Origin of the sequence: Colidextribacter sp. OB.20, from assembly GCF_009911595.1 — a bacterium.
Taxonomy (GTDB): domain Bacteria; phylum Bacillota; class Clostridia; order Oscillospirales; family Oscillospiraceae; genus Lawsonibacter.
Genome location: NZ_QWKG01000025.1, coordinates 16,016 through 39,524 on the forward strand (window position 1 = coordinate 16,016; position 23,509 = coordinate 39,524).

Annotated in this window: 18 protein-coding genes; 7 read left to right on the forward strand and 11 right to left on the reverse strand. The window is 59.8% G+C overall.

All coding sequences use genetic code 11. The features are described 5' to 3' along the window. Positions 1-22 precede the first annotated feature (22 nt). The 4 genes from D1641_RS07990 to D1641_RS08005 all read right to left on the reverse strand — a co-directional run bounded on the left by D1641_RS07990 (position 23) and on the right by D1641_RS08005 (position 8,382). Entirely contained in the window at positions 23-5,929 is a 5,907-nt protein-coding gene (locus tag D1641_RS07990; protein ID WP_160664458.1) for an S-layer homology domain-containing protein, read from the reverse strand. Between the two features lie 79 nt (positions 5,930-6,008). Beyond that, entirely contained in the window at positions 6,009-6,590 is a 582-nt protein-coding gene (locus D1641_RS07995) for a PilZ domain-containing protein (protein WP_160664460.1), read from the reverse strand. Further along, complete coding sequence (locus D1641_RS08000; protein WP_160664462.1) at positions 6,591-6,959, reverse strand: EscU/YscU/HrcU family type III secretion system export apparatus switch protein; 369 nt, start codon at positions 6,957-6,959, stop codon at positions 6,591-6,593. Further along, positions 6,946-8,382 carry a hypothetical protein gene (locus D1641_RS08005; protein ID WP_160664464.1) on the reverse strand — a complete coding sequence of 479 codons (1,437 nt, stop codon included), beginning with the start codon at positions 8,380-8,382 and terminating at the stop codon, positions 6,946-6,948. The genes D1641_RS08000 and D1641_RS08005 overlap by 14 nt, the downstream gene beginning before the upstream one ends. Before the next feature lie 164 nt (positions 8,383-8,546). Here D1641_RS08005 and D1641_RS08010 point away from each other — a divergent pair, with 164 nt between their 5' ends. The 6 genes from D1641_RS08010 to D1641_RS08035 all read left to right on the forward strand — a co-directional run bounded on the left by D1641_RS08010 (position 8,547) and on the right by D1641_RS08035 (position 15,060). Continuing rightward, positions 8,547-10,631, forward strand: a complete 2,085-nt coding sequence (locus D1641_RS08010) for a chemotaxis protein CheA (protein WP_160664466.1) — start codon at positions 8,547-8,549, stop codon at positions 10,629-10,631. A gap of 31 nt (positions 10,632-10,662) precedes the next feature. After that, entirely contained in the window at positions 10,663-11,139 is a 477-nt protein-coding gene (locus D1641_RS08015) for a chemotaxis protein CheW (protein WP_160664468.1), read from the forward strand. Between the two features lie 35 nt (positions 11,140-11,174). Next, positions 11,175-11,981 (forward strand): protein-glutamate O-methyltransferase CheR, encoded by an 807-nt coding sequence (locus D1641_RS08020; RefSeq protein WP_201757300.1) that lies wholly within the window; start codon positions 11,175-11,177, stop codon positions 11,979-11,981. 67 nt (positions 11,982-12,048) lie between these two features. Beyond that, positions 12,049-13,143, forward strand: coding sequence for a chemotaxis response regulator protein-glutamate methylesterase (locus D1641_RS08025; protein ID WP_160664470.1), 1,095 nt, complete (start codon positions 12,049-12,051; stop codon positions 13,141-13,143). Positions 13,144-13,195: 52 nt separating this feature from the next. Beyond that, positions 13,196-14,356, forward strand: a complete 1,161-nt coding sequence (locus tag D1641_RS08030) for a DUF4118 domain-containing protein (RefSeq protein ID WP_160664472.1) — start codon at positions 13,196-13,198, stop codon at positions 14,354-14,356. Continuing rightward, a complete protein-coding gene (locus D1641_RS08035) occupies positions 14,353-15,060 on the forward strand; it encodes a response regulator transcription factor (RefSeq protein ID WP_160664474.1) in 708 nt (235 codons plus the stop codon). The genes D1641_RS08030 and D1641_RS08035 overlap by 4 nt, the downstream gene beginning before the upstream one ends. Before the next feature lie 302 nt (positions 15,061-15,362). Here the strand turns inward: D1641_RS08035 and D1641_RS08040 are convergent, their stop codons facing one another. The 4 genes from D1641_RS08040 to D1641_RS08055 all read right to left on the reverse strand — a co-directional run bounded on the left by D1641_RS08040 (position 15,363) and on the right by D1641_RS08055 (position 19,623). After that, positions 15,363-16,271 carry a dihydrodipicolinate synthase family protein gene (locus tag D1641_RS08040; RefSeq protein WP_160664476.1) on the reverse strand — a complete coding sequence of 303 codons (909 nt, stop codon included), beginning with the start codon at positions 16,269-16,271 and terminating at the stop codon, positions 15,363-15,365. A gap of 21 nt (positions 16,272-16,292) precedes the next feature. Further along, positions 16,293-17,222, reverse strand: coding sequence for a carbohydrate ABC transporter permease (locus D1641_RS08045; RefSeq protein WP_160664478.1), 930 nt, complete (start codon positions 17,220-17,222; stop codon positions 16,293-16,295). Between the two features lie 12 nt (positions 17,223-17,234). Beyond that, positions 17,235-18,128, reverse strand: a complete 894-nt coding sequence (locus D1641_RS08050; RefSeq protein WP_160664512.1) for a sugar ABC transporter permease — start codon at positions 18,126-18,128, stop codon at positions 17,235-17,237. 118 nt (positions 18,129-18,246) lie between these two features. Beyond that, positions 18,247-19,623 (reverse strand): extracellular solute-binding protein, encoded by a 1,377-nt coding sequence (locus tag D1641_RS08055; protein ID WP_160664480.1) that lies wholly within the window; start codon positions 19,621-19,623, stop codon positions 18,247-18,249. 264 nt (positions 19,624-19,887) lie between these two features. Here D1641_RS08055 and D1641_RS08060 point away from each other — a divergent pair, with 264 nt between their 5' ends. Beyond that, a complete protein-coding gene (locus D1641_RS08060) occupies positions 19,888-20,541 on the forward strand; it encodes a GDSL-type esterase/lipase family protein (protein WP_160664482.1) in 654 nt (217 codons plus the stop codon). 123 nt (positions 20,542-20,664) lie between these two features. Here the strand turns inward: D1641_RS08060 and D1641_RS08065 are convergent, their stop codons facing one another. The 3 genes from D1641_RS08065 to D1641_RS08075 form a co-directional block, all read right to left on the reverse strand. Beyond that, positions 20,665-21,309: a DUF624 domain-containing protein gene (locus tag D1641_RS08065; RefSeq protein ID WP_160664484.1), complete on the reverse strand. Its 645-nt coding sequence runs from the start codon at positions 21,307-21,309 to the stop codon at positions 20,665-20,667. Positions 21,310-21,319: 10 nt separating this feature from the next. Then, positions 21,320-22,174: a MurR/RpiR family transcriptional regulator gene (locus tag D1641_RS08070; protein WP_160664486.1), complete on the reverse strand. Its 855-nt coding sequence runs from the start codon at positions 22,172-22,174 to the stop codon at positions 21,320-21,322. A gap of 92 nt (positions 22,175-22,266) precedes the next feature. After that, a complete protein-coding gene (locus D1641_RS08075) occupies positions 22,267-23,487 on the reverse strand; it encodes an AGE family epimerase/isomerase (RefSeq protein WP_243149324.1) in 1,221 nt (406 codons plus the stop codon). Between the last annotated feature and the right edge of the window lie 22 nt (positions 23,488-23,509).

Here is a 23,509-nt window from a genome sequence, read left to right on the forward strand (position 1 = left end):
GGGGCCCGCTCCCGATTAGGAATTAGGGTTTACGTGTAGAAACTGAATATTTCATCACTTCTTGGGTGTCAACTACGTTATCCCCCAACGCAAGATCAAGATATACATGTTTCCAAGTTAGTGCGTTTGTCACTTCGTCTTCCACTCTTACCGTAACCGTCATCTTTTCCAATGTCTTCTCCGCATCCTCGCTGCTGATGAAACCTTGGCTAAACCAGCTAAACACAGTTCCAGCTTTTACATCCTTAACTGACAGACTAAAACTAGTTGCCGGGCTACTGCCTGTACCCGTAGCCTCCACAGTGCCACCGTTCTTACCAACATAATCTGTAATACTAATTCCACCAGCGGCAGCAGTTTTATTATTATAGACAGGCAACACATTATTACTAGTATAAACGTCCGCCCAATACAGCGGCTTATCAAAGCGAATTGTAAAGGTGCCGTTATATTCGTCACTGCCAGGCGTATTTTGAGCAAACGTACCAGGCACAATTCTCGTCGGCTTTGGCGCCGGATTGACAGGCTTGGAAATGCGACACTTTTGCTCCGCTATTACCTTACTGCCCCACAGGACTCTTATGTAATAGTCCTCACCCTCCTGCTCGACCTTGATATAGACCTTCGATTGAGATGTTCTGCCGTATCTGTTTGAGAAGTTGCCAGGAGAGGTGATCGTAATCTGATCGCCAGGTCGCAGGTTGCTATAACGGAACTCAAGCATGTCTGTCAAGCTCGTATGAACACCAGTACTCGTTAAAACGATACCAGAATTTTGGGGACTGTACAGATCTATAACATCCTTGCAGTTCTTACCACAATTCCCACCACAATTCTGATGGAGCTCCGACGCATACTCACCTTCCTCCAAGGCTCTCTCTACGTAATACAGATCCCCATCAAAATGGAGCGAAAAGGTTCCAGAGAAGGTTGCGCCATTGTCATCCGTATTAATTGTACAGCTGGTTCCTTCTTCTATCAGCGCAGGCGGTTCCCCGTAGATATCAAGGTTAATCGCCGCAAAGGAGTAGTTGTCAACCTGGTCATCGGTGCTGGTACTGCGGCCCATGACAAAGATTACATGGGGGTCCTTCTCTGCCGGATTATCTTTGTTCAGCTCCTGCTTGATATCTTTCTTGCTAGACGTCTCGTAAGGGGAGCCTGCATCGTGAATCATGTCATAGACCTGCCGCCGGACGTCATCACCCGCATAAATATCAAAGACAGAGTAGTCGTCGGACCTCGCTCCGTCCGGCGGGAAATAAGCGCCCTCTCTTATGGCTTCCAGTTTATCCCCCGTAATATTTGCCGGGTTGTAGGCTGACTTATAGCTGAAGCGCGTCTTCAAAGCTTCCCATACTGTAATAGAGTCAGTCATCTTGTAAACTGTAACATCTTGATTGTTCTCGTCTTTCTCTGTCACCTCTGTCCACTTACCATAAGGCTCAGGGAGCACCTTTCCATCGGAAACCTCGTGCATCTTCTGGTTTAATACACCCTTCCACCTCTCGTTCGCAGTACTGATAGTGATCATCGTATAAATCAGATCGCTGTCGGTTTCCTTTGTCGTAATATCAGCGATGCCCTCGTTTTTAGCATTGTGGGTAAGCACGATCTTGGGCGGCTTGGTCGGCTCCGTAGCAAAGTTGTAGATATACACCGGGGAGCGGTTGCCTGCGGCGTCGGTGATTACCATGTAGATATAGTACTCCGTATCCGGGGTAAGATATGTGTCCGGACCCTCGCCACTCGTATTGCCAATCGTGAAAGTGGGAGTAGTGTTGCCGCCTTCGTATACCATAGTTCCATAGCGATACTTTCCTTCGAGTCCCTTACCATTCACGATATTCGAGGCTGCCGGTGTCTCCCCCACAGTATAGAACAGCTTGCCCGGGATCATACTGGTCCTGTTGGTCTGCAGGGTAATGACTTCCCAGAGAAGCTTCTCTTGACCCGAGATTGTGCTTGTGATTGTCCCGAGCAAATCTTCCTCTTCCATTCCCAGTTCATCCACTATTTCTTTCAGCCGCTCCTGCTCGCTTTTCGTCACATCCAGCTCAGTCGTAGGCGGTGTACCCGTTGTCTTTGTGTTCAGGGTCAGCTCTGTATCCAGCCGCCCTCCCCAGCCGTCATTGGTTCTGTCATCCCGGTTGGCGACAACGTAGTAAACGGTGGCCGGATTCTCCAAGGCAAAGTTGATCTCTACGCTTTTATCCGGATTCTCGTCCGAAAGCTCAATATTAGGGCCAATTTTGAAGCCGGGCAGCTGTCTGCCGCCCAGGTCGGCCAGGAAATCCACATAATCCTGGGTCTGGTAGGTGCCGATGGACCGGCCGGTCTCCGAGCCAATACCCTTATTGAAGTCGTCGATATCCTTAGGCTGCAGTTTTCCGGATGCGCCGCCCTGGGCGAGGGGGGCCAGGGCAGTACTGTAGCCAGCCACCACATAGGCGCGGAAACCAACACTGCCGCGCCACTGGCCGGGGTCAGTATTTTCGGCCTTTTTGGTGACGGAGATGGCAAACTCATACATGTAGCCCTCTCTCAGCGACGTTAGAGGAAGGAAGAAGGGCTGCTCACCCTGCTTGTTGAACTCCCGGCCCAGGGACATGGAATCCCAAACCTTGTCCCTGGTCATATTGCTCTCCTTGTTGCCCAGATAAACCCAGCCACCATCGTCAACTTCGGTCTCAACATGTGCTGCGGACAGGCCATAACCTTCAGCAATAGAAGCCTCGGTGTTCACTACTCCGCTGGGGGTCTTGATGCGGTAGTACAGGTCATAGCTGATGTAATCCCCGGTACCCATAATGATGATGTCGTACCGCAGGTCGGCGGCAGCGTTGGCGGTGGACTTGGGCCGCATGATGAAGTAGCCGTCCACCCGGGCGCTGCCGTCTTCCTGCTTGCCGCCATTGTTGTGCGGCTGCGCCTTCGGGTTTTCAATCCAATCGGGGGCCTCGCCTTTTCCGGAGGGCCGGTCAGTGCCCGGGCCCAGCTCCACCCAGGCAAAGACAGTGTCGAAGATTTTCAGGGTGTGCTCCGTCTTTTCGCAGTTCTTGGGGGTCAGGATGGGGATGGGGCCCTTGGGCGGGTTGCCCGACAGGTCCTTGACATTCCTCAGCTCAAACTGGAACTGGGTGCCGCTGGTCATCTTCAGGGCGCCCTGGTCGGGGGAGAAAACTACCTCCACATGGCCCTCTCTTGTTTCCGACGCGCGGACAATCACCTTGCTGTAGTCCACCCAGTTGCGGGTCTTTTCCTTGTCCGCCTCTTTTGTCTTCTCATCCACCACAGGCCAATCCATGTTCTCATACCGCCTCAGGATGAAGTTCTCCCGCAAAAAATCGGTCGCTTTCGTGTGCTCGGGGTCGCTCTTGTATAGATCCAGCAAATCGCCGCTGTCGCCAATCGCGATGCTCTCGCTGAAGTCCAGGATCACGTCGCTGCTCACCGTGGGCTTCTCAGTGGGGTCGTTGCCCTGGAAGTCCGAGAAATACTGGTAGACCACGGGGCCGGTGCTGTCCTCGGTCTTGATGGTGATCTTCTTGACCCACTTGGAGTAGTTGCCCGCGTCGTCCTTAGCCACGTAGTACAGGTCGTACACGGTCTCCTTGGCCAGTCCGGTAATGTTGAGGGTCACCTCGGTGTTGGGGTCGTTGACCTTCACCTGGCCGCGCTTTGTCGCGCCCCGGCCGTACTCCACCTGGATCTTGGCCCACAGGGTGTCCAGCTTGGCGGCGCCATTCTCGTTGTCTTCACTGTTGCCGGGGTTGGGATTGGGGTATGCCTTGCCTCTGGGAACGACGGCCCAGAAGATGGTGCCCTTCTCGTTCAGGCCGGCGGTCAGGGTAACGGAGGTCGCCCCCTCGGTGGCGGTATTGGGGTCGGGGTCGGGGTTGAACTCCGGCGGGGTCATGTCCTTGGTGGTGAACCGCACGGCCACGATGCTGGAGCTGTTGGCGCCGTTGGCGTCGGTGAGCCAGAAGTAGGCGGTGTAGTCCTTCAGCTCCTCCAGCTGGCGGCTGATGGTGAAGGTGTGCTCGGTGTTCTTCACCACGTCCATCACGCCGTAGCCCAGGTTGCCGGTGACGGCAGCGGACTTCAGGTCGTTGATGGTGGGAGCGGAGGCGTTCTGAGGCAGAACCGCGTAGTACAGCTTACAGCTCTTGGTTGCCATCACGGTGGCCTGGGCCAGGGTGTCGGTCACCAGGGAGATATAGGGATAGCCCTGAGCGAAGGCGGGCTTGGTGTTGTCCGGCGTGGTAAAGGAGATGACCTTGACCGGACTGCGCTGCTCTCTGGCGTCCACCAGGACGGCGGACAGGTAGTAGGACCCGCCCGAGGTCAGCCCGGTGATGCTTACCGGAACCACGGTCTCGGCGGAGGGCAGGGCGACGGAGCCGCTCTTCATGGCCAGGGAGCCGTAGGAGGGCGGGGAAATCAGGTCGTCGGCGGTGATGGAGCCGTCGGTGATATTGCTGACGGCCCAGTAGACGGTGCCCCGCTTATTGCCGGCGAAGTCCGCCCGCAGAGAGGTGGGGGCGATATCGTTGGCCTGGGGATAGCCGGACAGAATCTGGGGGTCCAGAGAGGACTCCTCGGCGGCGGCGCTGTCCATGATCTCGCCGGCGATGTTGGACTCCAGGCCGGGCCGGATGTAGATGTCGTTGGGCAGCATGGTGCTGGTCACGTCGGAGGCGTTGACGTTCATCTTGTCCACGTCGCCCTGGCCGTTGACGCTGGCGCCGGTGTCCAGGTTGATCTCCTTGGCCTCGGTGTTCCGGTCCAGCTGGACGGTGGAGCCCACGGCGGCCTCATCCACCGTCAGCTTGCCCACAGTGCCCTTGGACAGCTGGATCGTGCTTCCGGGGGCCTTGTTTATCACTTCCTTGACCCGGCCGGCCAGGGTCAGCCTGCCGCCCGCGTTCTCCATAATGATTTGCCGCAGGCCCAGGCCGTCGGGGGTGTTGTCCTCCAGATAGGCGGGGGTTTTGACGGTGGTTACGCCGATGCTGGTCAGACCGTCTGCCCGGAGGGTGACCAGCTGATCCTTCATGTTGTCCACCAGCATCTCGTTGGCGGTGACGTTGCGCAGCACAACGCTGGCGTCGCCCCCCTGGCTCTCGCCGGTGCCGCTGACAATGATGCGGCCCAGCACGTTGACGTTCTCCAGCCTCACATTGCCCAGGCCCACGCCGGCGGAGACGTACAGATCGCCGCTGACGGTGGTGTTCCGCAGGGTGACGCCCGAGGCGGTGATGGTGACATTGCCGTACACATCGCCCAGGGCATACTCACCCGCCTGATTCAGGGGGGTGCCGAGGCAGCCCACCAGCATGCTGGCCATCTGTCCCTTGGATATAACGTCCTGGGGGCCGAAGCTGCCGTCGGGATAGCCGTTGACAATATAGTGGTCCACCGCGGTCTTGACCAGGCCCCGGGCCCAGTCGCTGATGTTCCGGGCATCAGAAAAGGCCAGATTCTCTCCCGGGGTCTCCTTCATCATCATGTTCCGGGCCAGAATGCACACCGCCTGCTCCCGGTTCAGGGTGGCGTTGGGATGGAAGGTGGTGGCGGAGGTGCCCAGGGTATAGCCCGCCGTGTAGGCGATGGACACATCATCATAGAACCAGTCACCCCGGTTCACATCCTCAAAGGGAATGGGGCCTGTTTTGTTATAGCCATAGGCCCGGTTTATGACTGCCATAAACTCAGCGCGGGTCAGAGGGGCATCCGGGTCGCTGGTCTGGTCGGCCCGCATGACCCCCCACTCCACCAGCTGATCCAGATATCCATCGGCCCAGTGCTCCGCCGAGGCGGGCAGAGTCAGTCCGGGCACCATTCCCAGCATCAGGACGGCGGCCAGCAGCATGCTGACGGCACGGTCCCTCCATCCCCAGCGGGTTGTTCCAGTTCTACGAGGCATAAGCGGTTCTCCTTTCTTTTCTCCAAAGGCCAAGCTTGGGGCCGGAAGGCCCCGGAACGCGGGTAAAACAGTTTTTCTGTCAGGACGCGTCGATCTGGATGCTGAATACCGCCTTGCGGATCAGCGCCTCCTCGTCCTGAATCAGGTCCACGAACTTGGAGGCATACAGGGGCTGCTCGGCGCCCTCCTCCGGCAGGGCCCGGATGACCTGGGTCCTGACAATCAGCGGGGAGTCGGTGACAGGCAGGACCATCTCCACAATCTCCCGGTCCTCCAGGAAGATCGGGGAGTAGAAGGCGATGCCGCCGCAGCTCAGGTCCTTCGACTTAAAGGCGAGCTGCCCTTTCCAGCGCCCCGACACGGGATACATGACGCTCTCAAAGTCGGTGGTGATGCGCAGGTTCTCACGGGCGGCGGGCCCCAGGGCGGCGGTGGGCTGGATGACCATCTGATCCCCCCGCTGCCGGACGATCAGGCCCACCCGGTTGGGAGAGCTGTCGTCCAGTCCGATGAGCTGAATCTCCCGGTGGGCCGCAACCGCCTCCTCCTTGTTGTTGAGGATTCGTATCTGCAAAACCTCAGCGTTCAGGGGCGACTCCAGCACCGCGTTGGCCAGGGGAGTGCCCTGGCTGTCCAGAATTAAATAGAGCCTTTCTTCCATTTAAGCTCCTCCTTTCTCGTCCGCGGACTCCTCCGCGGACCGCTGAGCCGCCTGCTCCGCCTGAGCGGCCAGGGCGGCCCGTTCCCGCCGGGCCTTGTCCGGGTCCTCCGGGTCAAAGTTCAAAAAGTAGACGTAGATCTCCACAATGGCCTGATACAGCGCGTCGGGAATCTCCTGACCCAGAGCCAGCTGGGACAGCATGGTGGCCAGAGAGTTGTCCTCATAGATGGGTACGCCGCTCTCGGATGCCACCTCCACCATGCGCTCGGCCAGGTAGCCCATGCCGGAGGCCACCACCACCGGGGCGCCCTCCCCCTCGTATTTCAGGGCCACCGCCCGGTTGGTGGCCCGATTATCAAATCTTGACATTGATACTGTTCTCCCCCTCAAAGATCCGGGGGAATACCCCGGATATGGTCAGCGGCCTGGTCATCTGCTGCACCTGGACCGCGCCGGCGGACAGGCCGTTGTCCGTCAGGATGCGGGACAGCTCCCCCTGCACCAGCTGGGAGAAGGGGGCCACCTTCTCCGGGCAGAAGACCTGGACGTCCACCTTATCCCCCTGGCTGGTGAGCACCATGTCGAAGAAGCCCAGATTCTGGATGTCGATCTTGAACAGGAACCGCAGGGTGTTGGGCCGGTCCCGCCGGCTCCGCTTCAGGTTCTCCTCCGCGTCCGGGTCCACCCACATCTCGGAGAAGACCATCTTCCCGTCCCACTCCAGGGGGAGCAGGATGTGGTTCAGCGGCATGTGCACGCTCTCGTTGACCAGGAAGGCGGAGACAATGTTGCGGAAGGCCTCCTGGACCTCGCTGCTTGCCCCTCCCTGGAGGGCCTTCTGGGCGGCCCTGGTGAGCTGGGCGGCAAAGTTGTCCCCCTCGGCGGCCTTGGCGAAGCTGGTGCTGTCCAGCAGCCGCAGCAGCCCCTCGTCGCTCAGCCCCCCCAGCTTCTCCCGCAGGCCCGGACTTCCGTTGAGCTGGTGGAAGGCCTGAAGCAGGCTGTCCTCACTGCCGTTCTCATAGCGGGCAATGTCCAGGGCCAGCATGGAGATCAGCGTTCGGGACAGGCCCATGTCGTTGGTCTTGCTGGTGTAGGCCGACAGGAAGGGGAGGATGCTGCCCTGGAGCAGCTTCAGCGCCCCCGCCCGGTCCCCGGCGTTCAGCCTCTCCTCCAGCTGAGACACCATGGGCAGCAGCTGGCTGCCGTAGCTGGCCGGGATGGCCCGGGTCAGCCGGGTCAGGCCCCGGAGCAGATTGTTCTGAATGTGTCCGGTGGAGGAATAATCGCTGTATTTCTTCAAAAACTGGAGGATGCCGCCGCGCACCGCCTCGGAGTTCCCGCTGGAGAAGGCCTCCCGCAGAATGTCGAACAGCGCGCCGCCGAAGCGGTTGCCGTTGGCCATCTGGGAGTTAAGAAACTTCCCCAGCTGGCCCTCGTCCATCTTCAGCATGTTGAGCAGGGCGCCCATCTCGCCGGCCAGCCCCTCCTCAATGCCGGAGGAGACCACCTTCCCCTCGAACATGGCGAAGATAATGCTCAGGCTCTCCCGCAGCTCCGGGGTGTTGGCCATGCGCTGGAGGAAGGCGGCGAAGTTGGAGTCGTAGCGCAGGGCCTGACTCCCGCCGGAGTCGCCGGTGTCCTGCCGCTCCGTCCGGTTGTCCGGCCGGCTGACCCTGGAGGGGTCAGGAGCGTTCTGAATCCGGGTATCTCCGGGCGAAACGGGGATATTTCGGTTTACATTGCTGTCATTATGACCCGGTACCGGGTTGGTTACACCAAGCAGGTCTGGCATCGCAGACACTCCATTTCCGTAAATTCTTCGTTTTTTTTTCGGGGAAACTTAATTTTCTAATTGACACAGCCGATATAACGAGTATGATTAGATATAGGCGGGTGTGCCATGCCTTTATGAAGCTGGGGCCCACCGCCGACCAAATGAGAAAAGGTGGCGTTTTTATGGGCGACAGCATCCTGGATATGTACCTGTATGAGACCAACACCCTGCTGGAGCAGTTGGATGGTATCCTTCTGGCCGCAGAGGAGGCGGATACATTCTCAGAGGACAGTGTCAACGAGATTTTCCGGATCATGCACACCATCAAGGGCTCCTCCGCCATGATGGAGTTCAGCTCCCTGATGACGGTGGCCCACCGGATTGAGGATTTGTTCTTCCTCGTCCGGGAGAAGGGAATGGACATTGTTCCGGAGCAGACCCGGCCTGATTTGTTCGATATGCTCTTTCAGGCTGTGGACTTTTTCCGCGGTGAAATTGAAAAAGTGGAAAACGAGGAACCCCTCTCTCAGTCTATCGACCACATCGTAAACAAAATTAATAGCCTGATTGATAAAATTCAGGGCAATCCCGGCCCCTCTGAGGAGGCCCCCGCTCCGGCGGAGCAGGCCCCCGCCGAGTCCGCCTCCGAGGCGCCCGCAGCAGCGCCGGCCGCCGTCAACGAGGACTACCTCTACGGCATCCACGCCTTCTTCGACGAGGGCAGCGGCATGGAGAACCTGCGGGCCTTCATGCTGATCACCAACGTGAAGGACTACTGCAGCGACTTCGTATGCAGCCCCGACAACGTGGAGACCGACCCCTCCACCGCCGACATTATCGCCGACCAGGGCTTCTTTGTCTGGTTCCGCACCGCCGAGGACCGGAACGCCGCCATTCCCGGCGTGAAGAACGCCGGCTCCGTCCGGGAGTATCAGCCTGTGGACGCGGCCAAGCCCGCAAAGGAGGAGCCCGCCGCCGAGGCCCCCAAGGCCGAGCCCGCTCCTGCAGCCCCCAAGGCCGACGCTCCCGCCAAGGCGGACGCCCCCGCGGCCAAGCCTGCCGCCGGCCAGCAGCAGCACGCCAAGGAGAGCCTCATCAGCGTCAACCTGGCCAAGCTGGACCAGCTGATGGCGGTGGTCAGCGAAATTGTCATCACCGAATCCATGGTCACCTCCTCCCCCGATCTGAAGGGGCTGCGGCTGGACAACTTCACCAAGTCCGCCCGGGACCTGCGCAAGCTCACTGACGATCTTCAGGACGTGTCCATGTCCCTGCGCATGGTGCCCGTGTCCGGCACCTTCCAGAAGATGAACCGCATCGTCCGGGACATGAGCAAGAAGCTGGGCAAAAAGGCCAAGCTCACCCTCATCGGCGAGGACACCGAGGTGGATAAGACCATCGTGGACGCCATCAGCGACCCCATCATGCACATCGTCCGCAACTCCATGGACCACGGCCTGGAGGAGACCGAGGCTGACCGGCTCTCCGCCGGCAAGGATCCGGTGGGCGAGGTGATCCTCTCCGCCCGGCACACCGGCAGCGAGGTCATCATCGAAATCAAGGACGACGGCCAGGGAGTCGATACTCAGGCCGTTCTCAACAAGGCCATCCGCCAGGGCCTGGCCACCCCCGACCACGATTACAGCCAGAAGGAAATTCTCAATTTCCTGATGATGCCCGGCTTCTCCACCAACACCGAGGTCACCGAGTACTCCGGCAGAGGGGTGGGCATGGACGTCGTGAAGAAGAACGTGGCCGACGTGGGCGGCACCGTGTCCATCTCCAGCGAGTGGGGCAAGGGCATGACCACCACCCTGAAAATCCCCCTGACCATGGCGATTATGGACGGCATGGAGGTCACGGTGGGCGACTCTATGTTTACCATTCCCATCAACTCCATCCAGTCCTCCCTCAAGGTGGGCAGTCAGGACGTGATCCATGATCCCCATCAGGGTGAGATGGTCAAGATTCGTGACAACTTCTATCCCATCGTCCGGGCCAAGGACCTGTTCTGCATGGACAAGGGCCGGGAAAATATTGAGGACGGCATCCTTATGTGGGTGGAGGCCGGCGAGCACTCCTACTGCCTGTTCGTGGATGAGCTCATCGGTGAACACCAGATTGTTGTCAAGCCTATGCCCAACTATGTGAACAGCTTCGGCGTGAAGAACTTCGGCATCACCGGCTGCTCCATCCTGGGCGACGGCAGCATCAGCATCATTCTGGATGTTGTCAACGTATATACTGCGGCCCACAGCGCCTTTTGACCTGGACTATGTAAAGAAGGGAGAACTAACTATGGCCCAAACTGAGGAAGTATTGTTCGCGCGGGAGCAGGAGGACAGCTACAACGAGCAGCCCCCTGAAATTCAAACCGACAAATACCTGATTTTCTCCTCCGACGGTCTGATGTACGGCATCAAGGCCGATCTGGTGAAGGATATCATTACGGACTATGCCATCACCTATCTGCCCCAGGTGCCCGCGTATGTCAAGGGCGTCATCAACCTGCGCGGCCAGATCGTCCCCATCATCGACATCCGCCTGCGCCTGGGCAAGCCGGAGAAGGAGAACTTCTGCGGCATTGTGGTGGAGGTTGAGGGCAACATGGTAGGCATTCTGGTGGATATGGTAGAGCAGATGGTGGACGTCCCGCTGGATGCCATCCTGCCCGTCCCCACCAACAAGGGACAGGCCATGGTCTGCGGCATGTGCACCCTGGCAGACGGCAGCACCATGCTGGAGTTGGACTGCGAGCTGCTGCTCCATGAGTAAAAAAATCTCCATTTCCGAGGGGCGTGTTTTTTGCTATGATACAGTCTATCTCTGACAACGATTTTCAGCGTCTGGTCAGCTTTATTAAATCGAAATACGGCATTACCCTGGCCGAAAAGCGCCAGCTGGTCACCAGCCGTCTGTCCTCCATGCTCACCGAGCAGGGATATACCAACTTTTCGGATTTTGTCACCAACCTGCTGAAGGAACAGAACCCCCAGAAAATCGAGCAGGTGCTCAACCGCCTGACCACCAACTATACCTTCTTCATGCGGGAGACGGAGCATTTCGACTTTTTTACCAAGGTAATTCTGCCCGATCTGGTGCGCAAGCATCAGAACAAAAAGTCTATGGCCATCTGGAGCGCCGGCTGCTCCAGCGGTGAGGAGCCCTACAATCTCACCATGTACATCAAGGACTTTTTGGGTCCCCAGGCCAGATTTTGGGACACCCGGATTTTGGCCACCGACATCTCTCAAAAGGCTATGGCCAAGGCCAAGCAGGGGATCTATGAGCTGCCCGACACCCTGCCCCCCACCTGGCGCCAGAAGTACTTCACCAAAGTGGACGGCAGCCGGTACGCTGTCACGCCGGAGGTCCGCAACAACGTGATCTTCCAGACCTTTAACCTGATGGACCCCATCAAGTTTCGGACAAAATTCGACGTGATCTTCTGCCGCAACGTGATGATCTATTTCGATCAGCCTACAAAGGACGCCCTGGTGCGCCGGTTCTACGATGCCACTGTCCCCGGCGGCTACCTGATGATCAGTCACTCTGAAAACCTGAGCAAGGACGCCCCCTATGTAACCGTAGCTCCGTCCACCTTCCAGAAGAAATAATTTCTATCCCGGCCCGGCCTCCGGGTCGGGATGCTATATGACTCCAGGAAAAAAGGAGTGATCTCCCATGTGGTCAACTAACAAAACCATCCGCGTCATGGTCGTGGACGACTCTATCCTGGCCCGCACCATGATTACCCAGGGCCTGTCCAAGAACAACCGGATCGAAATTGTGGGCACCGCCTTCAACGCTCAGGACGCCATGACCAAGGTGGCCCAGCTCAAGCCCGACGTGATGACCCTGGACGTGGAAATGCCCGGCATGAACGGGATCGAGTTTTTAAAAAAGCTTCTGCCTCAGCGGCCCCTGCCTGTCATTCTGGTGTCCTCCCTGGACCTGCGGGTGTTCGATGCCCTCCAGGCCGGCGCAGTGGACTTTGTCCGCAAGCCGGAGCCTGGGAAGAACGACGTTTTTATCACTGCCCTCACCGAAAAGGTAATTGCCGCCGCCGGGGCGAAGGTGCGGGCCCGCCCCGGCGCCCTCAATCTGCCCGTTCCGGCCGCCGGAAAGGACGCGGTGCGCCTGCCCACCACCGGCGCCAAGCCCGTCCTCCCCGCCCCGCCCCTGCTGGGTAACCGCCCCTCCCTGGACAGTGTCATCATCGGCTTGGGCGCCTCCACCGGCGGCACCGAGGCCACTCTGGAGGTCATGAAGCGCCTGCCTGCCGATATCCCAGGGATGCTCATTGTCCAGCACATGCCCGTGGGCTTTACGCAGATGTACGCCGACCGCCTCAATCGCCTGTGCTCCATGGAGGTACGGGAAGCCAAAAACGGCGATGAGATTCACCGCGGCCTGGCCCTGCTGGCCCCTGCCGACTACCAAATGCGCGTAGTCCGCTCCGGCACCCGATACACCGTCTCCTGTCAGCCGGGGGAAAAGGTGAGCGGACACCGGCCCTCAGTGGACGCCCTGTTCTTCTCCATGGCGGAGCAGGTCAAGTGCCGGATGGCCGGCATCATCATGACCGGCATGGGCCGTGACGGAGCTGACGGCCTCCTTAAAATGCGGCAGGCCGGGGCCTACACCATCGGCCAGGACAAGGAATCCTGCGTGGTATACGGCATGCCCATGGTGGCTTACAACATCGGAGCCGTCCAGATTCAGGGCTCCTGCGAGGATATCGCCGGAATCCTGCTGCGGCAGCTGCAAAAAATGTAACAAAAAAACGCGGGACGCCGGCGGCGTTCCGCGTTTTAAGGAGGCGGCGCGATTGCTCCAGTGTCTCAAAAACCTTTACCACTGGTTGGACGTACAGGGCCACCACGTCCCCCCTCTCCCCCGGAATCTGGGGATCACGGCGCTGTTTCTGTGTGCCGCCTACTGGGCCAGCAGCATCCTCATCGGCCACACCGGCGGAGAGAACAACTCCGCCCTGGTCTTTGTGCTGGCTGTGGCGCTGATCTCCCTGCTCACCTCCGGCTACCGCTACGGCATTATCGCCTCTGTGGTGGGCACCTTCTGCATCAACATCTTTTTTATGGAGCCCTACAACGCCTTCTCCCTCAGCCGCACCGGCTACCCGGTTTCCATGGTCTCTATGGTGGTGATCTCCTGCGTAATCTGCGCGCTCACCGCCCGGGTGAAGAAGCAGGCCCTGGAGGCCGCCCAGCGGGAAAAGCAGACCCGGGCACTCTATGAGACCAACGAGAAGCTAAACGAGGAAAAGGCCGCCATTCAGCTGGAGTCCGACCGCATCTCCATCCGGGAGAGCATTCTGCGGGCGGTGTCCCATGATCTGCGCACCCCTCTCACCTCCATCTCCGGGACGGTCTCGGTGCTGCTGAGCAGCCCGGAGGTGCCGGAGAAAAATCTGTCCATGCTAATGGACATCAAGCAGGACGCCGACAGCCTGATTGTCATGGTGGAAAACCTGCTGTCCGTCACCCGCATCCAGGACGGCACCCTGCCCCTGAAAAAGCGGGAGGAGATGCTGGAGGAGGTGGCGGGAGACGCCCTGCTCACCACCCGGCGGCGTTTTCCCGACTGTCACGCCAGTTTGGAGCTGTCGGAGGACATCCTCTATCTGCCCATGGACTCCATTTTAATCAAGCAGGTGATGGTCAATCTCCTGGAAAACGCCATCCGCCACTCGGGCGACACATCACACATACAAATGCGCCTGTACCGCCGTGACAACTGGGCGGTGACCGAGGTGCGGGACCACGGCCGGGGCCTGTCCCCCGAGGTAATCCAGGCTGTGAAGGCCGGTGAGGCTATGCCGCTGTCCGGCGACGCCACCCGGGGGATGGGCATCGGCCTGTCCGTCTGCCAGAGCATCATCAAAGCCCATGGCGGCTGGTTTACCGCCAGCAACCACCCCGAGGGCGGAGCGCTGTTCTCCTTCGCCCTCCCTGCAGGAGGAGAGTTATGAGCGAAAAACAGACGGTCCTCATCATCGAGGACGACCGGGCCATCAGCAATTTTATCAGCCGGGCCCTCACCGCCAACGACTATCGGGTCATCCCCGCCTTTACCGGAAAGGAGGGGCTCTCCCTGTTCTTTTCCCACGGCCCCGACCTGGTGCTCCTGGACCTGGGCCTTCCCGACATGGACGGGCTGGAGATTCTCATCCAGCTCCGGGACCTGCCCAGGGAGGCGCCGGTTATCATCATCTCCGCCCGGGACCGGGAGTCGGAGAAGGTCCGGGCCCTGGACATGGGGGCGGACGACTATGTGGTAAAGCCCTTCGGCGTGTCCGAGCTTCTGGCCCGCATCCGCTCCACCCTGCGCCGGGCCGAACGGCTCAAGCTGAGTCAGGGCATTCAGCGGGACGTGTATCAGATTAAGGATCTGACCATTGACCTCTCCCGCCACCAGGTCACCCTGGCGGGGCAGGAGGTCCACTTCACCCAGAATGAGTTCAAGATTCTGGAGCTGCTGGCCCTCTACGCCGGCAAAGTGCTCACCTATGACTTTATTCTGGAGCACATCTGGGGGCCCTACGGCGGCAGCGGCAGCAACCAGATTCTTCGGGTCAACATGGCCAACATCCGCCGGAAGCTGAAGGAAAACCCCTCCGAGCCCAAGTATATCCACACCGAGCTGGGCATCGGCTACCGGATGCTGGACGACTGAATTTAACAGTATTTTTATGGTCTGTTCCCCTTCATTCACACCCATTTAACCTGTTTTTTGATATGCTGATTGTTGCAGATAGGCCCCTTATTTGCACATTGGGCGTCTGGCTTTCTTCTCTCATCACCGGCGCCCCGCAGTCCGGCCCGGCCGGCCCTCCCCTCTCTCCTGGACCGGCCTTCTCTCCCTCCGGCTGCAAAAAACACCGTCTCCCTTCCGCCAAAGGGGGGCGGTATTATATTAGCTGCATCAAAAAACGGGCGTGCCGCAATTTTCAGCGGCACGCCCGTTTTTCAGACAGGTCAGCAGTATTTCGCAATCGCGGCCTGGATCATCTCGTGGGCCTGGACAACGACAGGCTGGTCGGCGTCCTCCAGCCCCAGCAGAGGGGCGCGGACGCCTCCCACGTCGGGTCCGTTCTGGAGGCGGATGATCTCTTTGATGACGGCGTACATGTTGCCCTGAGCGGAGCACATCTTGTAGATGATGCGGCAGCACTCGTTCTGGACCTCGCGGCCCTTGTCCAGCTCTCCCGCCTGGAAGCACCGGAGAATTTCCAGAAACAGCTCGGGCATGGCGGCGTAGGTTCCACCGATTCCGCCGCCCGCCCCCGCGGCCAGACCGGACAGCAGCTGCTCGTCCGGGCCGTTGAAGACGAAGGCGCCCTCGTCACGCCACATCTGGATGTCCTGAACGGGCATAGAGGAGTTCTTCACGCCGATGACCCGGGGATTCTTCAGCATCTCCTGAAGCAGAGGCGCCGAGAGGGCCACCCCGGCCAGCTGGGGAATGTTGTAAATCACAAAATCCGTGTTGGGAGCGGCGTCAGAGATGTCGTTCCAGTATTTGGCGATGGCCTTGGGGGGGAGATGGAAATAGATGGGCGGGATGGCGGCGATGGCGTCCACCCCCAGGCTCTCGGCGTGGGCAGCCAGCTCCCGGCTGTCGGCCGTGTTGTTGCAGGCCACATGGGCGATGACGGTCAGCCTGCCGCCCACCTCGGCCATCACGTTCTCCAGGGTCGCCTTCCGCTCGGCCACGCTCTGATAGATGCACTCGCCGGAGGAGCCGCCCACATACAGGCCCTTGACCCCCTTGTCCAGCAGATATTTGGCCAGGGCCCGGACTGCCGGGCCGCTCACCGCCCCATCCCTGTCATAGCAGGCATAGAAGGCGGGAATAATGCCTTGATATTTGGAAAAATCCTTCAAAATGACACACCTCACGTTTCTTTAACCCTTCACCGCACCCATGGTGATGCCCTGGGTAAAGTACTTCTGGAAAATCAGGAACACGATAATGATGGGGGCCGCGGCCAGGGCCGCGCCGGCCATCAGGATGCCCGGGTCGATGCTGGTCTCCGACTGGAGCGTGGCGATGCCCAGGGAGATGGTGTAGTTGCTGCCGCTGCCCAGCATAATCAGCTGGAGGAAGTAGTCGTTCCAGGAGTTGATAAAGGTGAAGATGGCCAGAGCGCCGATGCCCGGCTTAATCATGGGCGTAACCACAGTGTAGAAGGTATTCCACTCACTGGCTCCGTCAATGCGGGCGGCCTCCAGGATTTCTCCCGGGATACTCTCGGAGAACTGCTTCATCAGGAACACGCCGAATGGCCAGCCCACTGTGGGCACGATCACCCCCCAGAGGTTATCCCACATATGCAAGGCGGAAATCTCCTTAATCAGGGGGATGAGGATGACCTGCTTGGGCAGCGCCATAGCGCACACGATGAGGGAGAAGAGCAGCGCGCGGCCGCGGAAGCGCTTCTTCGCCAGGGCGTAGCCGGCCATGGAGGCGGTGATACAGGTGATAATCATTGCCGCCACCGCCATAAACACGGTATTGACCAGCCAGCGGAATGCGGCGGGAAGGGTTGGGCCCACAGAGAAATAGATGGGCTTGTGACCGGCGGAGAACCAGCTGCTGAAGGGGACCGCCAGCTCCCACAAAGGCGCGGTGCGCTTGGCGAACAGACGCTGGAAATTGTTGGCGGTAAACTCCCTGGGGAAGAAGGAGGGGGTGGGATCCAGGATCTCGGTGATCGGCTTCATGGATCCGGTTACAATCCAGTACAGCGGGAACAGGAACAGCAGCGCGAGGATAACCAGGATGATAATGGACGCGACCCGATAAGGGGTCGTGCGTTTGGCGCTTAATTTCATATTCCCACCTCCTTATTTCTCTTCGGCCAGCTTGAACTGGACCGCGGACAGAATCCCAATGAAGATGGCCAGCACCACGCCCATAGCGTTGGCGTAGCCGAAATGCCCCCGCTGCTCGGTGAGCTTGAAGGCCATACGGTAGATGTAGAACATCACCGTCTTGGTGCCCGAGCCGCCCTCTGTCAGCAGCTGAATCAGCGCGAAGCACTGGAAGGAATTGATGGTGGTAATCACCAGGATGTACAGGGTGGTGGGCATCATCTGGGCCCACTTCACCTTCCAGAACACCTGAATATCGGTGGCTCCGTCCACCTGGGCGGCCTCGATCAGGGTGGTATCCACATTGCCCAGAGCAGAGACGTAGAGCACGATGGGCTGGCCCACCGAGGTGGTGAACAGGATCAGGATGATGCACCACAGTGCGAAGCGCTCATTACCAAGGAAATTGATATTGTTCTCGATCAGCCCTGCTCCCTTGAGGACATAGTTCAAAATGCCGGTGTAGTTGTCATACATCCACTTCCACACCACGGTAACGGCCACCGAGCCGGTAACTACGGGCAGATAGAAGATGCACCGGAAGGCGGAGAGCACCGGGCCCTTCAGGTGGTAGATGGCCGAGCTGACCCACAGGGAGAACATGCAAACCGTGGGCACGCTGACTACCACGATCACAAAGGTGTTTTTCAGCGCGTCGAGGAACTTCTCGTCCTGCCACAGGTCGATAAAATTCTTCAGCCCTACAAAGGTCGTGGCGGCCGTTTTGGAGTTCATATTCGCATCGGTAAAGCTGTAGCCGATGCAGATTAGCATGGGGATAACCACAAAGCCTACAAAGAAAATCAGGCTTGGCAGCATGAACAGGTAACCAGTGATATTCTCCCGGCGCTGCAGCGCCCTGCTCATCTTGGGCTGGGAATTTGCCAAGAGTAACACTCCTTTCACAACAATGTAAGAAAAACGCGCCCCTCCTCCGCGCTACGCGGAAGAGGGGCGCGAACCCTTAATGAAGCTTGCAGAGGGATCAGCCCGCGGCGGCGGCGTTGGCGTTGGCCTCGTACTTGGCCACGGTCTCGGCGATGTCGTCGCCCGCGCCCACGCGCTGGAGCATGTTCCACCACTCGGTCCGGGCGCCGGCCCAGCCCTTGGTGATCTGGTAGTACTCACCCATATAGGGCATCATCTTGCCATAGTACTCCACCAGCAGGGGGTTGCTGGACTTGATCTCGGTGCCCTCCGCCATGGAGCGGCAGGAGAAGAAGTTGGAGATGTCGCCAGCCTCAGCGCAGTTCTCGGAGTCGCACATGTACTTGATGAAGACCTTGGCGGCGGCGATACGGGCCTCATCACCGGTATCAAAGGCGCCCAGGCCCCAAACGCCGGAGCCCTCCTCGGGGTCCTTGCCGGGCTGAGTGGGGAAGGTCATGTACACGATCTCGTCGCCAGTCAGGGTCTTGCCCTCGCCAGTGCCGGCGGAGTTGGGATCCAGCTGCTGGGCGGCGTTCCAGCAGAAGGCCATCTTCAGCACGCCCTGGTAGAACTTGGCGATCTCGTCGCCGCCGGCCAGGGAGGCGTCAAACTCGATGCCGGGCAGGTTCTTCAGGTCGGTGAGGGCGTTGATGACCTCGGGGGTGTTCCAGGTGTAGGCGGTGTGGTCGGCGTTGGTCAGCTTGGTGCCGTAGCGGTTGCGGATCAGCTCGCGGGTGCCCTGGTCGCCGCCCTGGCCGGCGCAGTAGACAGCGGCCACGGTGCCGCCGAACTTGTCGTGCAGGGCCTTGACGGTGGCGTCAAACTGCTCCACAGTCCACCGGCGGGTCTCCAGGTCGATGTTGGCCTCAGCGCCAGCTTCCTTCACGGCGGTGTAGTTCACGGCCATGCAGTGGGCCACGTTGAACATGGGGTAGAGATAGACCTTGCCGTCAGCGGAGGTACCGGCCTCCAGAGCGGCTGGCAGGATCTCCTGACGGTCGGTGTCGTCGATCATGTCGCTCAGGTCAACCATGTGGCCATTGACGCCCCAGTTGGCCACCAGACGCTCGGGGCCCTCCATGATGACGTCGGGAGCGTTGTCGCCGGTGAGGGCGGCGTTCACCTTATCGTCGCCGTCGGCATAAGCCAGCCACTCCATGTTGACCTTGATGCCGGTATCAGAGGTAAACTTGTCGATCAGGGGCTTCACCTTGGCCTCGTCGCCCCAGCCGCCTACGGGGTAAACCCAGACGGTGATGGCGTCGGCCACATCATTCGAGGGCTCCACAGGGGTGCTCTGGCTGCCGGGAGTGCTCTGACTGCCGGGAGTGGGGGCGCTGCTCTGACCACCGCTGGTCTTGTTGCCGCAGGCAACAAGAGACAGGGCCATGGCCATGGCCAGAGCGGCCGCAACAATTTTCTTCATTTTCATTACAGGTCCTCCTTCAATTTCACAAAAATAGAGATTGCAAGGCTGGGGTCAATGTGTAAATTATACAAGGGCGCTGGCACTCTGTCAATCAAAATCGAAAGATTTTCTGAAAATTCTGGAAGTTTAGTGGATTAAACAAAAATAATTTCGATTTTTGTGCATTTCAACGGCCTGTCATCGAAAAAATTACTTTGAATTTGCCTTGACAAACAAGGGAAATATGCTAGTCTTATTACAATATTGATGGAAAGGACGCAACAGACTATGAAAAAACATATTCTCTGCCTGGGCGATTCCAATACCCACGGATACTGCGCCGACCCCGCCGACTGCGCCGACGGCGGCATCCGCTTCAACGAGGACGAGCGGTGGACCTGCCTGCTCCAGAAGGCCCTGGGACCGGATTTCCTGGTGACGGAGGAGGGTCTGTCCGGCCGGACCACTGTTTTCCCCGATCCTCTCCACGAGACGATGGACGCCCTCACTGTGATCTACTCCCTGCTCAAGAGCCACGAGGTGATCGACCTGCTGATCATTATGCTGGGCACCAACGACACCAAGGAGCGCCTGGGGGCCAACGCCGCCTGCATCGGCATCGGCATGGAGCGGCTGGTGCGCAAGGCCCAGAGCGTGGACTGCTGGGGCTCCCACACCCCCAACATCCTCATCGTCTGCCCGCCTCCCATCCGCCCGGAGATGGAGCAGGCCGAGTGCGGCGTGCCTATGGGAAAGGGCTGCCTGGAGAAGTCCCGGGAGCTGCCCCAGTACTATCAAAAGACCGCCCAGCTGGTGGGCGCCCACTACCTGGACGCGGCGGAGTGCGAGTTCAACCCCGTGGACGGCATGCACCTGACCCGGAAGGGCCACTCCCAGCTGGCCGGCTTGCTGGCCCGGGCGGTGCCGGAACTGATGCCCTGAACGTCCCGCTCCGTCTCTGCATGGGAAGGAGCGCCGGGGTTGTCGCGCCCTGTAATCCCACCACAAACGTGCGGACCATACCCACACATAAAAACGCGCCTGGAATATTCCAGGCGCGTTTTTTTATTCCTCTTCGGAGGCTTCCTCCGGCTCAGCCAGCTCCGGGGCATATTTCCCAAAAATCCGCTCGGTGAACAGGGAGGCCAGCAGCATGGCAGCCGCGGGCAGGAACAGCACCGGCCACCAGTACACGGCGCAGAATACGGCGCTCTGGGCGGTCAGCAGCACCAGGACCACGGTGCTGGGCAGGTGGGCGACGGTCAGCTGGAAGGCGGTGCGGAACAGGTCCCGCACCCCATACTCAAACCGCCCCAGCAGGGGGAACAGCCAGCACAGCACCCCCGCCGGAATCATCAGGGCGAAGTACTGGGCCACATACAGCAGGTAGAGCACGCCTCCCGCCCGTATCCCGTACCACCGGGCGATATGGTGGACCGCCAGCAACAGCGCCGCAGCCGGGAGCAGGATCAGGCCAGTCAGCAGCCCGGTCTTTAAATTGTCCCGGAAGGCCCGCAGATATGCCCTGAAGGCTCCGCTCTCCCGTCTGCGGACGCACTTGACCACGGCGTAATACAGCGCCGCCGTGGCCGGGACGGCGGTGACCACCGGCAGGCACAGCAGCATCCACAGAAGAGACAGCCCCGCCACATCCACCAAGGTGCTCAGCCAGCCCCAGATCCCCTTCTCGGGGTTGAAAAGCTTTCCCACAGGCCTCTCCTTACACACATTTCTGCGTCAGCGCCTTGCCCACCGACTGCCGGTTGCGCTCGGCGCTCTCCGGGTCCCGGCGGACAAACTCGCTGAGCAGCACCTCCACCACATACATCTGGGCGATAAAGGCGGAGGAGGAGCCGAACTGGAAGGGCTGCTCATTGGGCCCGCACAGCAGTACGGTGTCGGCATAGGCGCTGGCCGGGGAGTTGAGGTAGCGCGTCACCAGAATCAGCTTCGCCCCCCGGCCCCGGATGACCTCCGCCGCGTCCAGCACCTCGTGGGTGGCCCCGGAGTGGGAGAAATAGAGGACCACGTCCTTCTCCGTCAGGGTGGACAGCACCACGGTCTGCATGTGTGAGTCCTGAATCGTCTTGAATTTGGGCGTGGTGGTGGAGAACTGAGCCCAGGCCGCCAGAGCCACCACCGAGTGGTTGCCCTGACCCAGACAGACCACCTGGCCTGCCCCCCGAATCAGGTCCACCGCCCGAATCACGGCGGCCTCGGAGAGCATATGGTAGGCGTTGTTCAGCTCATCCTGGTGGGCGTGGAGCACCTTGCCCATCACGGTGCCCAGAGAGTCCTCCGGAAGGACCTCCCCCGTCAGTTGGCTTCCGCCGCTTCCGGCAGGCAGCGCCGCCCGGGCCAGCTCCAGCTTGAAGTCGTTGAAGCCGGCCAGCTTCAGCTTCCGGCAGAAGAGCGAGACCGTGGACACCGCCACCTCGCACTCCGCGCTCAGATCGGTGATGCTGATATACTGGGTCTCCTTCTGGTGCTCCAGCACATAGTCCACGATCTTCCGCTCCGACCGGGTAAAGCTGTCATACTTTTGCAGCATCAGGGCCAGGATGTTTTTCTCCACATCGCACCTCCTGTAGAGACAGCCCGCAGCCGCCCCACTGTGTATTTCCCAACAAAGGACGGGGCGGCGCGGAGGCCGCCCCCTGCAAAATATTACGCCAAAAGCTCGTCAATCATCTTGTCCACCAGGATCATGCTCCGGGGCATATGGAAGGGCCCCTTAAAGGTGCTGCCCTTGGTGGAGGGCTGTGTGGGCAGGCCGTCCCGGCGGAGGTAGCCGTACCACTCGCCGTACTCGGGGTCGGCAAAGTGCTCCTTGCAGTAGTCCATGGTTTTGCAGAACCAGTCCAGATACTTCTCCTCCCCGGTGTCCCGGTAGAGCATCATGGAGGCGATGAGAATCTCGTTGTGGGGCCACCAGAGCTTCATATCGTGCTCATAGGCCTCGGGGGGCTTGCCCAGGCAGTCGGTGAAGTACAGCAGCCCGCCGTACTCCTTATCCCAGCCGGCCTCGATGGCCCAGTCGAACATCTGGGCCGCCTTGGCCACCAGCTCCTTGTCTCCGGTGCGCCGGGCGTGCTCCAGCAGGAACCAGACGCCCTCGATATCGTGGCCGGGGTTGACGGTGCGGCCCTCGGTGTAGTACAGCCGGGGGGTGCCGTCCACGTCCACGTTCTCCAGGGTGCACTTCAGCTCGGGCTTGACGTGGTACTTGAAGATGTCGTCCACGCATTTCTGAGCCCGCTCCTCATAGAGAGCCTTCCGCTCCGGGTCGGTGCGCAGCATCACGCCGGTGACGTTGAGGATAATCATGGGGGCACCGAAGGCCCGGCCGGACCGGGTCTCGGGGATGGTCTTGGGGCCCATGCCCACCGGGTCGGGCTTGCCCTGGCTCAGGTCCCAGTACAGGTCGTAGCACTGCCGGGCCCGCTCCAGCCGTTGCTTGTCTCCGGTAACCCCATAATACTCCGCGTTGGCGATGGCGCAGAAGGCCTCGGAGAAATAGTACCGCCGCTGGCGCAGGGGCTTGCCCTCCGCCGTAACGGTGAAGTACATCCGGTCGCCGCAGGCGTGATTGAAGCAGTGGGCCTCCATAAAGTCCAGGCAGCTCTTTGAGGCCTCCAGCCACTCCTGTTTGACCCCGTAGTTGTGGCACAGGAAGGCAAAGATCCAGCCGCACCGGCCCTGCATCCACACACTCTTGTCGGTGGAGTAGATCTCGCCCTTCCGGTCCAGGCAGGTGTATACCCCGCCATGCACCCGGTCCAAGCCGTGGTTCAGCCAGAATTGAGCGGAGCACTCCAGCTCGCTCCTGACCCAGGATTGGGCGTCCTGTAATTTTTGACGGTCCATCGTTTTGACCTCTTTTCTCATTTTGATCTCCATCTCCTGTCCC

Coding starts and splice junctions, on each gene's coding strand:
- D1641_RS07990 (WP_160664458.1), bottom strand. CDS start 5,929: ATGCCTCGTAGAACTGGAACAACCCGCTGGGGATGGAGGGACCGTGCC.
- D1641_RS07995 (WP_160664460.1), bottom strand. CDS start 6,590: ATGGAAGAAAGGCTCTATTTAATTCTGGACAGCCAGGGCACTCCCCTG.
- D1641_RS08000 (WP_160664462.1), bottom strand. CDS start 6,959: ATGTCAAGATTTGATAATCGGGCCACCAACCGGGCGGTGGCCCTGAAA.
- D1641_RS08005 (WP_160664464.1), bottom strand. CDS start 8,382: ATGCCAGACCTGCTTGGTGTAACCAACCCGGTACCGGGTCATAATGAC.
- D1641_RS08010 (WP_160664466.1), top strand. CDS start 8,547: ATGGGCGACAGCATCCTGGATATGTACCTGTATGAGACCAACACCCTG.
- D1641_RS08015 (WP_160664468.1), top strand. CDS start 10,663: ATGGCCCAAACTGAGGAAGTATTGTTCGCGCGGGAGCAGGAGGACAGC.
- D1641_RS08020 (WP_201757300.1), top strand. CDS start 11,175: ATGATACAGTCTATCTCTGACAACGATTTTCAGCGTCTGGTCAGCTTT.
- D1641_RS08025 (WP_160664470.1), top strand. CDS start 12,049: ATGTGGTCAACTAACAAAACCATCCGCGTCATGGTCGTGGACGACTCT.
- D1641_RS08035 (WP_160664474.1), top strand. CDS start 14,353: ATGAGCGAAAAACAGACGGTCCTCATCATCGAGGACGACCGGGCCATC.
- D1641_RS08045 (WP_160664478.1), bottom strand. CDS start 17,222: ATGAAATTAAGCGCCAAACGCACGACCCCTTATCGGGTCGCGTCCATT.
- D1641_RS08050 (WP_160664512.1), bottom strand. CDS start 18,128: ATGAGCAGGGCGCTGCAGCGCCGGGAGAATATCACTGGTTACCTGTTC.
- D1641_RS08055 (WP_160664480.1), bottom strand. CDS start 19,623: ATGAAAATGAAGAAAATTGTTGCGGCCGCTCTGGCCATGGCCATGGCC.
- D1641_RS08060 (WP_160664482.1), top strand. CDS start 19,888: ATGAAAAAACATATTCTCTGCCTGGGCGATTCCAATACCCACGGATAC.
- D1641_RS08075 (WP_243149324.1), bottom strand. CDS start 23,487: ATGAGAAAAGAGGTCAAAACGATGGACCGTCAAAAATTACAGGACGCC.